The organism is Bradyrhizobium sp. FW305-F6 (genome assembly GCF_058782905.1).
In genome coordinates, this window is record NZ_JBYSYD010000002.1 from 31,621 (window position 1) to 43,248 (window position 11,628).

15 protein-coding genes are annotated in these 11,628 nt (G+C 59.6%); 7 read left to right on the top strand and 8 right to left on the bottom strand.

Annotated elements, in window-relative coordinates; all coding sequences use genetic code 11:
• Positions 1-280: 280 nt before the first annotated feature.
• The 7 genes from nusG to AC3WLX_RS11460 all read right to left on the bottom strand — a co-directional run bounded on the left by nusG (position 281) and on the right by AC3WLX_RS11460 (position 4,848).
• On the bottom strand, positions 281-736 hold the full coding sequence (gene nusG / locus AC3WLX_RS11430; RefSeq protein WP_492335991.1) for a transcription termination/antitermination protein NusG: 456 nt from the start codon (positions 734-736) through the stop codon (positions 281-283).
• On the bottom strand, positions 733-933 hold the full coding sequence (locus AC3WLX_RS11435; protein ID WP_492335992.1) for a LuxR C-terminal-related transcriptional regulator: 201 nt from the start codon (positions 931-933) through the stop codon (positions 733-735). The genes nusG and AC3WLX_RS11435 overlap by 4 nt, the downstream gene beginning before the upstream one ends.
• Before the next feature lie 490 nt (positions 934-1,423).
• A complete protein-coding gene (locus tag AC3WLX_RS11440) occupies positions 1,424-1,696 on the bottom strand; it encodes a hypothetical protein (protein ID WP_492335993.1) in 273 nt (90 codons plus the stop codon).
• Positions 1,693-3,279 (bottom strand): DEAD/DEAH box helicase, encoded by a 1,587-nt coding sequence (locus AC3WLX_RS11445; protein ID WP_492335994.1) that lies wholly within the window; start codon positions 3,277-3,279, stop codon positions 1,693-1,695. The genes AC3WLX_RS11440 and AC3WLX_RS11445 overlap by 4 nt, the downstream gene beginning before the upstream one ends.
• Entirely contained in the window at positions 3,276-3,623 is a 348-nt protein-coding gene (locus AC3WLX_RS11450) for a hypothetical protein (RefSeq protein ID WP_492335995.1), read from the bottom strand. Before AC3WLX_RS11450 ends, AC3WLX_RS11445 begins: the two co-directional genes overlap by 4 nt.
• Positions 3,616-4,404, bottom strand: coding sequence for a bZIP transcription factor (locus AC3WLX_RS11455; protein ID WP_492335996.1), 789 nt, complete (start codon positions 4,402-4,404; stop codon positions 3,616-3,618). The genes AC3WLX_RS11450 and AC3WLX_RS11455 overlap by 8 nt, the downstream gene beginning before the upstream one ends.
• 42 nt (positions 4,405-4,446) lie before the next feature.
• Positions 4,447-4,848: a hypothetical protein gene (locus tag AC3WLX_RS11460; RefSeq protein ID WP_492335997.1), complete on the bottom strand. Its 402-nt coding sequence runs from the start codon at positions 4,846-4,848 to the stop codon at positions 4,447-4,449.
• A gap of 551 nt (positions 4,849-5,399) precedes the next feature.
• Between AC3WLX_RS11460 and AC3WLX_RS11465 the strand changes: the two genes are divergently transcribed.
• The 7 genes from AC3WLX_RS11465 to AC3WLX_RS11495 all read left to right on the top strand — a co-directional run bounded on the left by AC3WLX_RS11465 (position 5,400) and on the right by AC3WLX_RS11495 (position 10,767).
• Positions 5,400-6,287 (top strand): hypothetical protein, encoded by an 888-nt coding sequence (locus AC3WLX_RS11465; protein WP_492335998.1) that lies wholly within the window; start codon positions 5,400-5,402, stop codon positions 6,285-6,287.
• Positions 6,288-6,371: 84 nt separating this feature from the next.
• Positions 6,372-6,674 carry a hypothetical protein gene (locus AC3WLX_RS11470; RefSeq protein ID WP_492335999.1) on the top strand — a complete coding sequence of 101 codons (303 nt, stop codon included), beginning with the start codon at positions 6,372-6,374 and terminating at the stop codon, positions 6,672-6,674.
• Complete coding sequence (locus tag AC3WLX_RS11475) at positions 6,674-7,324, top strand: hypothetical protein (RefSeq protein ID WP_492336000.1); 651 nt, start codon at positions 6,674-6,676, stop codon at positions 7,322-7,324. The genes AC3WLX_RS11470 and AC3WLX_RS11475 overlap by 1 nt, the downstream gene beginning before the upstream one ends.
• Before the next feature lie 11 nt (positions 7,325-7,335).
• The gene (locus tag AC3WLX_RS11480) at positions 7,336-8,142 is read left to right on the top strand and encodes a hypothetical protein (protein WP_492336001.1); all 807 of its coding nucleotides are present in this window, start codon (positions 7,336-7,338) and stop codon (positions 8,140-8,142) included.
• Positions 8,143-8,304: 162 nt separating this feature from the next.
• On the top strand, positions 8,305-9,255 hold the full coding sequence (locus tag AC3WLX_RS11485; protein WP_492336002.1) for a hypothetical protein: 951 nt from the start codon (positions 8,305-8,307) through the stop codon (positions 9,253-9,255).
• Positions 9,256-9,304: 49 nt separating this feature from the next.
• On the top strand, positions 9,305-9,595 hold the full coding sequence (locus AC3WLX_RS11490; protein WP_492336003.1) for a hypothetical protein: 291 nt from the start codon (positions 9,305-9,307) through the stop codon (positions 9,593-9,595).
• A complete protein-coding gene (locus AC3WLX_RS11495) occupies positions 9,565-10,767 on the top strand; it encodes a site-specific integrase (protein WP_492336004.1) in 1,203 nt (400 codons plus the stop codon). The genes AC3WLX_RS11490 and AC3WLX_RS11495 overlap by 31 nt, the downstream gene beginning before the upstream one ends.
• Positions 10,768-10,860: 93 nt before the next feature.
• On the opposite strand, the gene AC3WLX_RS11500 is transcribed toward AC3WLX_RS11495, so the two are convergent.
• On the bottom strand, positions 10,861-11,619 hold the full coding sequence (locus tag AC3WLX_RS11500; RefSeq protein ID WP_291624079.1) for a MotE family protein: 759 nt from the start codon (positions 11,617-11,619) through the stop codon (positions 10,861-10,863).
• Positions 11,620-11,628: the final 9 nt, after the last annotated feature.

The window sequence follows — 11,628 nt, forward strand, 5'->3', positions numbered from 1 at the left end:
ATGATAGCGACGCCAAGACGAGCGATGGGAAGCCGCGAGATACCGTCGGTGCCCTCGAGGTTATCTCCTGGACGCGAGAAATGATCACCGGCTGGAGTCCGATAAATGGACAATCTAAGCCTCTTTTTGACTGAAGTAGAAGGGTTTCCGAACTAGCAGAAAAGGGCATAGGCGCCCCTCTGGCCTCTACCGATATCGGTAGGCCCGGCGGAAAGGCCATTGACCACATCACCGTTAATCTGAACATGCACATCGTGTGATGATTTGCCTATTGTGGAGACTACATAGACGGAGCGTTGCGCAGGCGTTTTCCAGGTCGAGGCTTGCGGCTCGACTTACGGGGCGCTGATTGTCGGTCTGGATTGTAGTAGCGGGTATAGCGAGGCGCCGCGCGCTCATCGTGGCGGCCGTGCACATGCCCCATGAACATTCGCAGCATTTCCCGATCGGTGACACGCTGAGCCTTACCCGTCGGGTTGGCCGGTACGCGATAGATGCCGTGGATGTCAGGAATGCCCGCCCAGTCGTACAGCCGCCTGTTGTCATCGGCCTCGGTCATGAAGAATACATAGCCAGTGAACAGCGGGATCTCCCTGCGGTTCTCAAGACCGTCAACCTTCTGCGATCGCGCATAGGTCGGGATAAACGCGCCGTGATTTGTCTTCTCGATCTCCCGGCGGGCGATGTGCTCCATCCTCGAAACCGTCTGCGCGACCGTCCAATAGCGTTCTGTCATACCGCTGCTCCCAGCATCTTCCGTGTCAGTTCGACGGCGTTTCTGACGCCCATTTTCTCGTAGATTTTCGCGCGATGTGCTTCGACGGTGCGGGCGGTTATGTGAAGTCTCATCGCGATTTCCTTGTTGCTCCAGCCGCGCGCCAGTAGGTCGCGAACCTCGGCTTGCCGTTCTGTCAGTGTGTGTTCTGACACCATTCGTTCCTCATCAGGTCGACTTGCAGGACTGTGTTAGTTCGTTGCTTCATCAGGCTTTCGGATGGGTTCGTCGGGGCACACTTCGCCTGTTGAGGGCGAAGCTGCTTCAGGCTCACGGATTGGGACGCCATTCAGCACATTGCAGTAGCGGTTTCCCTTTTCTTGGGAGGAGCACGGTAGGCCGGATATACCCCTGAAGCCGCTGCTTCGATTCCTACGGCACCGACCTCAAACCACTGCAACGATAGAGAGGCCGGCTCCCGGTCATTTTCAGCCGGGGTCTCGTGTGGGCAATCTCGCTTTCCGACGTCGCTTTCCCCGTTCGCTTCCGCCACACATCAGAGCGGGTGCTACTTGTAGAGGGGCTATGTTGGTCCATGTCGGTGACCGTGCACGGGGATTGCCATCCCGCTCCCGTCCAACTTTACCAGGCGACGCCTGTCAGGTTGGATGATGCCTCGCAGCGACGATGAGGCCAGCTGAAGCTAGGTCATTCGACGAGCTCCTGGGTGTAGCCAGAGCCAATCTCTGCAACCTCGAAATCCCGCATTACGGTCTCGATACATCCGGGCGCGACCTGGTTCGTCATCGCGATGGCCGCAGCCGGCGACAAGAGACCCTGGGAAAGACCGACGCCAGCGGCCTCGACTATTCCGTCGATCGATTTCAGGTTGCGGCTGATGGCACGCAGCACGGCTATGACGAAGGCCTTGTCCGTGCTCTTGTCGCGTGGAGGAGCGGGAACTGAACGTTGTCTGGTCATGCGGCCCTCCGCGTTGTCTTCCTGAACCGCTTAACTTCCCGCTCAATCAGCGAAAACTGTTCTGCCGTCACGGCTGAATGATCCACCGGGATGCGGTTGAAGCCACGGGGCGGCCAGCGCTCGTAAATGCCTTTCCAGATCCCGGCTGCCCACTTGCGAGCGTGATCCGGGCCCTTGCTCGACGCAGCTGTCGTGTAGGACAAAGCCGCATTCCAGATTTCTCGCGGATGCCGCAGGCACTCTGCACGCAACCCGGAGCGGGGCTTGAAGGAACCTGATGCGCCAAGGTCGACGTCGATCAGTTCGCCTTGCACGATTTGGATTTCGCCCCGCTGAGGACGCTCCCAACCACACGAACTGCAGGCTATGCTGCCGGCCACCATCTGCATGCCGCAGTCGGCGCAGAATTGCTCCTTGCGGGTTTTCTCCTGCGGCTCGCGGACTACGCTGTCCTTTTTCTGAGCGTTTGACAGGCTATCGACGCCATTCTCGAACAGCCACGCGGTATCGTCGGCGAACGCAATACTGTTCCCGGAGTGATCAAGCCAAAGCCCGAACTCCTTGCCTGGTGCAATACGCATCACCCGGCCCATCTCCTGGATATGCGAGGAGAACGACTTGCGATACGGGCGGCATGAAATTCCGACCTTCACATCCGGAACGTCGAAGCCCTTTGTGAGCACAGCGCAGCTCACTAGCCCGTCGACCTCGCTGTTGGGCTTCCGGAATTCAGAGATCAACGACCGGCGGTCATCGTCATCGCCATCGAGATAGCTGATTTGTTCAAAATTGAATCCGGCAGCGTTGAACTGCTTGCACAACTCCGCTCCGTGCTTCACGGACGGCGAAAAGACGATCGTCTTGGCCTTCCCTCCGAAGTGCTTGCTCGTTTGCTCAATCCATGTGCTGACGACATCACCTACGATGGTGATGCCGCGCGCTCCCGCCTCCTCCTCCTCGTACTCGCCGTTGAATTTCTTCCTAGCTCCGCTCATGTCCGGCGACACGCACGCCTTGATTCTGAGCGGAGTTAGGAAACCTTGCGCCAGGAGCTGGTTGACGGTGATTGAGTTGACCAGGCCGTCCCAATCCTCGGCCATTCCAGCGGTAAATGGCGTCGCCGTGAGCCCTATCACTCTGGCGGCCAAGACGCGCGCGACAATGTCGGCCGTTGACTTATAACGGCAATGGCACTCGTCAATTACGATCAGATCGGGGAGAAGATCATCCTCGATCTTGCGCCGGGCCAGAGTTTGCGCGCTCGCGATCTGGACCCGGCGTCCGTAGTCAGTCAGCCAATGGTCGGCCTGGATAACACCGTGGTCAATCCCGTGGCGCGAGAATCGTTCGCTGGTCTGGTCGATCAGCGAAACCCGGTCCACGATGAACCAGACGCGCGAACCCTTGCGCTGCGCCTCCTGGATCACCTTCATCGCCATCTCGGTCTTACCAGCCGCTGTCGGGGCCACCAGCACTTGGCGCCGGCAACCTGCGCGGATGCCGCAGCGCAGCTTCTCGACGACGTCGGCTTGATATGGCCGCAGCCTGATCTCTGTTGCCGGAGGCGCAAAGAGCATGTTCATGCTGCCCTCCGCGGCACGGATCGATCGATGATCTGCGATGCCTGTCCGACGAACCAGGACCAGTCGCTTTCGGCCCCCTCTGGAGGCGAGGCCATCAGAAGCCGCGTCAGATACTCGGCAACTGCTCGGTTCAGACCGCCCTCGTATTCGATGATGGCAGCACGCTCCTCGAAGTCCGCTTCGCGGTCCAGAAGCGCCGCAATGTCCCGACTGTGTTGCTTGATGACGTCCATCGCGCCTGCCGGGAGTTTATCGCGGTTCACGACGATGAGTTTGCCCTTGTCTGTCATGACATTGGCGCCAAATGATCTGATGCGGCTGAGGATGGAACTGGCGTCAGCCATGCTTGACCTCCTCGAGAGTTTCGAGGTCGATCACCACGTGATTGGAGTATCCAGCCTCGATGGCCTTCCGTTTCCAGTACTCGGCCGAACGCAGGTTTTTGACCTTGTCTTGGCTCTCGGATTCAACACGGGTCTTGAGCACTCGGATCTGCTCGCCAAGGCCTGCGATCACCTCGGCAAACCCTCCGCGCTCATATTCCAGACGCATCGGCTCCAAGGCAGCGATCTTAGCCTTGAGTTTTGCGTTCTCCTCGGTCAGGTCCTCGACGGTCGCCTCGAGCTCTTCGATCCGGTCCTGGCGTTTGTCAGCAAGGTCCGGCGGCGTTGACGAGAGGCGCGGCGCAGGAGCGGTCGGCGGAATCGGCGCGGCTGGCTGACGCTCGGCGAGCGCTAGATCAACGACGCCTCGGAGCGCTGCGGCCGGCTCCTCGCCGGCTTCGACCCGCTCCTTGAGCTCGGCAATCGCCTCAGGTCGCGCCTTGATTGCCTTGACCTCCCGCGCCGAAATGTCCGACGCGTCGGACAAAACGGCGCCCGTGGCGGTTTCGATGTCAGCGACCACGCCGGCCTGGTCGATCAACTCGTAGGCGCGGCTTCGGCTGTAGCCCCAACGCTCCCGGCAGTACGCCTCGAAAGTATCGTGGGAGGCGCGGTACAGTTTGCCGTCGCGAATGTCGCGGAGCGACCGGCCCGCCTCGGTGAATGCTGAGCGCGCCCGTTCAATGACACGCTCGCACGCTTCCAATTGGCTCAGCTCGTCCGGTGCAAGCAATTGGCTCATGCCTCTTCCTCCAGCGTCGGGTCGATCCACAGCGCCAAGGTCTCAACCCACTTGGCGCCCTTGATCCCGCAGGACAGCAAGCGTCTCGCTATGAAACGACGCGTCGCTCGTCTCCAGGAGGCGCTCGAGCCGAGATATTCTGTCGCGAAGTTCTTCAAGCTCATATTTGCCTTCCGCGCGCTTCGCTCCGGCTACGGCGCGCAATTGCTCTAGCTCTTCAGCGCGGATACGCACGCGCTCGTCCCTGTGCCATACGTCACGCACGCGACTGTCCGACCACCCATTGAGGCGCCGGCTCAGGCGTCGAAACACGCCTTTGATGCTTTCGCCGGCTTCGCGCTCCCCTGCGATCGTACGCAGCAGCTCCGCCGCCTCGGTCAAAGTCGTTTGACGCCCCACACTCATTCTTCCCTCCGACGTCTTGTCGGATTTTTCCGATGTCATCCGTGCTTTCTCCTGTTTCCAGGAGAAGGCACGGATGTTCGGTACGCTTACTCAGACGCTTACGAAGTTTGTTTTGCGGTCCGCTTTGTTTCCAGGCGCGGCGGATCCGCGAAATTCAATCGTGGCCGGAGGCGTGCTCCTGCTCCTGAGAGGATGGTTCGGATGAAGACGAGACACCGCAGGAGCGAGCCGCAGTATCGGGCTCGCGATTTGAATCAGCTCGCGGCTCTAATTCGGTTTCGGGCGTGGGATGCGGACATGATCCGGCGTCACGGGCCCTTGTATTATCGGAGGATGGGCTGGACGTTGCATTAGGTGCCAGCCGCTCGATTGCCCTCTCCACAGAGCGCCATTTGGAAAGGGTCGGACTAACTTTATCAGCTCGCCACCTGCTCCAAGTGGAGCGGTTGACTTTGGCATCCGCCAGCAACCGCTCGAGCGAAACTTGGGCTTGGCGAAGCCGCGCCTGAATGGCGCAAATATCTCGACTGATCTGCATATCGTGCATTTATACACGAAATAAGGCGATCTGCAAGGACTAAAATGAATTAATGCACGATGCCGTGCAAATAAGCATCATATACAGTGCTGAGATGAACCTCCAAGCCGCAGCATTAGCCTACGTCCGTCACGTGTTGGAAACCCTCGAGCTGAAGCCCGGCGCCCTAGCGCTTAAGGCCGGCGTGCAACCTTCGACGCTTACCAGAGCGCTCAACGACCCGAACCACAAATTCGCGCTTTCAACCAAAACAATCGAGAAAATAGCGAATTTCTCGAAGATCAATCCGGCGCCTTTTCTGGACGCAAAAGATTCCGCGGACATTGCAGCGGCGATTTTTCACGACAATCGCCGCATCGATGACAATCCCCTGACTGGGGATCCTACCAAATGGCCCTATCGCGGAACGATCGTTGCCGGCAAAGTCGCCGCGGGCGTCTGGCAGACAATGTCTCCGCTCCCAGAGTTCGAATTGATGCCACTCCACTTGGTCGACACTTCCATCAAGCCTGAAAATGCTTTCGCCTGCATGATGGCTGATAACAGCGCAAGCTTGATAGCAGACGAAGGAGATTTTCTGCTTTGTGAGCGGATCACTCCAGAGTTCTTGGCCAGAGTGAAAACCATCAACATTCCTCACGGCATAGGGGCCGGACCAGTTATTGTCGAACGTCGTTCGAAAGATGGCTTTCAATTCGAAATGACAGCTCGTTTCATGAGGCGCATCCAAGCTCCCGGCCATTGGCAGCTCGTGAGTGCATCCTATGAGGATCACTTAGATCGCAAAAAGAAGCTGCGGCCTCACTTGGAGCCAGTGCTGTTGGACAATTATGAAGGGAATGATGAATATCGAATCATCGGAAGAATTTCTTCGATTGTCAGAGGCGGAGAGGATAGAGCCCTTCAATTCATCGTCTACGAACTACCGTACGAAAAATGACGACAGTGAATAAATACACGATTTCTGTTGACGTAATCGTGCATAAATGCAATTATGACCCTGTCACAACGACGGGGCCATACTATGATTGCTTCACCAGACGATCGTCTTCCTACTTACTTTGAAGTCAAATCTTTCGATCCTGCCACCGCCTGGGATCGCCTGACGCCTGCTCAGCAGCGGCACATCGGAATCCTCGCCGTCCAGCTCGGCGTCGTCGGTGGCGTGCTCAGCTATCAGCACGACCACCTGACCAAGGCCGAAGCCGGCGAGATCAGCAACATGGAGTCCGATCTCCTCACCGCCTTCACGCAGGAGATCGAGCCGCTGTGGGGGCGGCTTTACGGCTGGACGCTCGACTGGCCGGAAGTGCGGAGGGCTGCGTGATGGCAACCCCGAACCTCATTCTCCCGACCGCCCGCGGCACCACCCCGCGCAAGCCGGCAAGCAAGACGCTGGCGGGTCTTATCGACAAGCTCAATGCAGCGGTCGCCGAAGTCGAGAAGTGGTCCAGTCGCGAGGACCGGCTGAGCGACGAGTTTCGCAAGGCGGCCGGCGCAGGGCCGAAAGTGAAAGGCGGTACCCGCCTTCCCTCCCGGATCGTGATGGACGGCAAGCCCGATATCGAGCTTGAGGGCGGGGACTGGTTCTACCCATCGCGCGAGGCGATCGACGAGGACCGCCCGAAGATGCTGGCTCGAGCTGCCAGCGAGGAAGAACGCCAGCAGCTAGAAGCGCGCTTCGTTGCCCTTCTCGCTGATTGGGACGCTCAGGTTGCCGCCCGCGAGCAGCATAAGCCGCGTGGCCTCGATCATGCCAAGCGTATGCTGAACAAGGCCCATAGGGCCTGGTCGGCGGCTGAAGACGAGATCGTCAACTACCGTCCGCGCACCATCGAGGAGGTCATAGACCTGCTGGCGTTCGCCGGCCGCGATGGAATGCGCAACGTTTTCTTCACGCCCGAGGACGGCCAACTGAAATTCATGATGCGGACCGCCGCCGAAGTCCTCGGTGAGCGCTTTCCCAGCGCCAGATAGGAGCACAAGCGATGCTAGAGGTCCAAAGCACGAAGCCGGCGGCCTTTCTCAGCCATGGCACTGCTATCGGCACCGCGAAGGCTCCTCCATTCTTCGTCCCGGCTAGAGGGGCGTCGAGCGGAGCCAAGGCCAAGTCGGCTCGCTTCCCTGAGCCGAGCGCGCGTCTCAGAAATCAGACTTCCTTCCACGATCTGTTTTACAAGGCGAGGCTGGACAGAAGCGTGGAGTTGTTGAAGGCCACCCGCAAAGCGCGCAACGGTGATCGATCGGCAGCCGTGCTCTTCGCAGATGCGGAGAAGGCGTTTCAATCGTTCAAGAACGCCCAGATCCGCCTCCGGAAATTGGAGGCCGAACTGCCTGCAAACCGAAAGGTACCCTTTCCTTCGGTTCAGATGAGCTTGGGCGGGCTGGAAGCAAGCTCCGCCAGCGAGATCATTCGCTTCTATAACAACTGGATCGACGACGCTCGGGACCAGGGCGAAGGATCCAACAACATACTTTGCTTGAAGCAAAAGAAGATCGCCCTGCTTGAACGTTTGAAGCTGGCCACTGAGGCGCTGATCGAAGATCAGAAGCGGTCCGGCCTGTGGTCACTGCGCATCGAAGCGGGCGCCCGCCGAATGACGCTCAGCAGGCTCCTCCTCGAAGCTTGCTGCAAGGTCAGGCTGACGCCGCAGGACGCCGGCCGGGCGGCGAACTTCCTCGCGTTTCTCACGCGGATGGAGCAGGCGAAGCCGCGCTATCGTTACGAGCTGAGCGCCTACCAAGTTGCCTCCTTGAGCAAGCGCCTTGCCGCTTGCCTCGCCAAACCAAAATGAAGCTTCCAATGTCTCCGCCCTCCGTTGACATTGGATCCCAGGCGGACGCGACGGCTCTGGCCCCGGGCCAGTCGCGTCCGCCTCTCAGGCCACAGATCAGTCAATTGTCCCGCGCCTCCTCGGAGTGCCGGTGATTCGCCGGCTTCAAACCACGAGAAAGGCTTGGCTATGAAAACCCAACAAAAGACAAGCGTTCAGTGTGTGAGCAGTGCTGCCAACCCAAAGTCCGAAAACGTGCTTATGTCCAATGTTTACGCCTCACGCAAAGGACGCTCGCCAAATGAGCTCAAAGGGATGGCGAACGCGGATATCGTCATGGCACGTCTAGAAGCCGGCGCCGTTCTGAAAGATGCTTTGATCCCGGGCGCTTCCTACGAAGGATATCACTCCCATTGCCAGCTCTTCCCAGAGTGGGCCGCAAAGGCGAAACCCTTGGTCGAGCGCAACGCAGAGCCGGGCAAAAGAAGCAAGCTTGAGAAGATGGGGGTCTTCCGTAGACGGGCAATGACGCACTGCAAGCGTGGCCACGAGTATACCCCTGAAAACACCCTCCGCAGGAAACTCGGACGTGAATGCAAGGCTTGCAAGATCGAGCAGGTGATGAAGACCGGCCCTTCGTTAAGCCCTGAACAACGCGCAATAGCCATCGACGCAATGAAACGCGGACTCACCTATGGTGCAATAAGAGCACTCGTCGATGTGAACGCACTCTACCGCACGCGACGCCGTGACCCAGAGTTCGACGCTATCTGCCGCAAATGGGCTTCCGGTGCCCGGCAGAGGATGCTCCGACGAAAGGTCGCGAAGAACGGCCGTCAGCAATATCAATGGATCCTGTCGCTTATTCCTGCCCACTTACCACGCAGCGACAAAGACGAGATCGTCGGTATGGTTATCGAAGCGCACCGGAGACGCGTCTTCCGGCGGGTGCCGTTCGGCATCACAAAGACGCCAAGTCGCATGAAGGAATTTATCTCCGAGTTCTACAAGCAAAATCCGACGAAAGCATATGGTGGCGTGGATTCGCCGTGGTCGCTCGATGCCCCAGTCGGGCACGACAACAACACGCGGCTGATCGACACGATAGGCGGCGATCAATCCGTCTGGTCATAGCTTCTATTGGCATGCCGCCCCGCGGCATGCCTCTAATCCAGGTCGAGACATGTCCAACCGCTTTCAGTCGCTCGACAATTTGCCCCTCTTCGCCGAGGAAGAGGCAATTTCGGTCGCCCTGTTAGGACCGGGGAAATATGCTCACTGGCGCCAGCTTGCCCCTTTACTTGAGGGTCGCGGCTTCCCCAAAATCGACGCCGAAATGGGCGGCCGGTACACCCCGGCAATCAAGCGTTTTTTCGACCACGAGTACCGCCTGGACACTGCCCAGCCAGTCGCCTCGCGTGACGGGCCGGAGGATTGGGGACCGTGGAAAACGAAAAGCGCCCGCCGGGCCTGAGATACAATGGCAAACGCCCGGTCTGGCGCGCCAGCAAGGCGGCCATCGCTGAAGGCTATCCCCTCAAATCCGTGCACCTGACCTCGCTCGCCGATAATTCGGCGCAGCTCCGGCAGCGCTGCGAGCGCCTGCAGGCCGAGATGCTGTCCTGGCTGAACGGCAAGCGGTCGAACATCGATCCACAGTTCGACGGGACCTTCCGCTCGTTATTCGACTTGTATCAGGTCGATAAGGAGAGCCCCTATCACAAGCTGAAGCGCTCTTCGCGCGTGCCGTATGATGTCTATTTGCGCATGATGCGCACCAACATCGGCGAGCGCCTGATCAACGCCTGTGATGGCCGCGACGTGAAGCGCTGGTTCGCAGCATGGTCCGAGCCGGCGGAAGGCAAGACAAAGCGCCAGGTAGCGAAAGCGCGCATGGCCGTCTACGTCCTGAAAGCCGCCCTCTCCTTCGGGATTCTGTGCCGCAAGCCAGGCTGCGTTGAATTTCGCGCCGTGCTCGACGCGATCCGGTTCGAGACTCTCAAGCCGCGTGATGTTGCGTTGCCGGCGGAGGTGATTGTGAAGGCCCGGGCCGCGGCGCATGCAATCGGTCATCCGCGTGCGGCACTCTGCTACGCGATCCAGTTCGAAGGCGCGGTACGGCAATGGGATGTCACCGGCCAGTGGTTTCCGATCTCGGATCCTCAGCCGTCGGCCGTGCACGATCACGGCACGAAGTGGATCGGACCGACCTGGGCTCATGTCGACGAGAACCTCATCCTTCGATGGACGCCGACGAAGACGGAGTTTACGACCGGGTTGCCGGTGGTGATCGACCTCGCGGCTTGCCCGATGGTGATGGAGGAGCTCGCGCTTATTCCGGAAGCCGAGCGCATTGGCCCGCTCATCGTCAACCCGAAGACCGGCTTTCCCTACCGCCACGACAAGTTCCACGACGTGTGGTGCGAGGTAAAAGAGGCTGTCGGGCTATCGGCGAAGGTCTGGAGCCGCGATCTCCGCAAGTCTGGATCGACTGAAGCGCGTGCTGCCGGCGCGCCGCTCGACGATGTGAAGAAGTTGATGGGGCACACCGCCGACTCTGACACCACGGCCAAGGTCTACGATCTCGCCGTGCTCGAGGCTCACCGTCGCATCGCTGCCGCGCGAGTGGCCTCGCGAAAGAAATAGCTGTGCGACCTGCCGGCGCACAGGGCGCACAGCCTCATTGATTTTCAGCAGCTTTTCGGGCGTCCTATCTAAGGACTTCTTAAGTATGAGCCCTCAATTCGGCTTTTGCGTCGGCCTGCCGTCGATCTTCGGCAATTCGCCGGCCGAGGCGGATTGATCGCCGCCGCCATTGGCCCGTCGGGCCATCTCGACGGTCAGCTTCTCGGCCGCTTCCGGCGACATCAGCCCCATGATGTCCGACATCTTCCGCGGCGCGATGGCCGAGGCGATCTCGATCAGCACGCCCATCTCGAGCCGGTCGAACACCCGCGCGGCATCCTTCGGCTTCATGCCTTCATACATGATGACGAGGCCCTTCATGCGCTGGGCTTCGGCGGCCTTCTGCTCGGCCTGCGTCGCGGAGATGCGGGTTTCCACCGCCTTCATCTCCTCGACCTTGTTCTCGATACGCTTCTCTGCGGACTTGAGCAGGCTCTCGCGGATGTCGATCTCGCGCTGGCGCGCCTCGATCTCCTGCCGCCGCGCCTGCAGCCGTTCCAGCACCGCGCGCTCCGAGGCCGAGATCTGCGGTTGGGTCTCGTCGATCTTGACCGGGGTGCCGCCCTCCATCTTGGTCTCGGGTGCGGCCGGCTTCGGCGGTTCCTTCGGCGCGCTGGATCCCGTGATATCGAGATCCTCGCGGCCGGTCGGAAAATTCAGGTTCTCTTCCGCCCAGGATTTCTTGCCCTGGTTCGGCTTGTAGTCGAACACATAGCCGCCGTTGATCGCGAGGCCCGCCACCTTCAGCGTGGCGAGGCCTGCGACGGCAACCAGGACGACTGGAATGACGCGGATATTACGAAAGGACTTCATGCCAAGTCT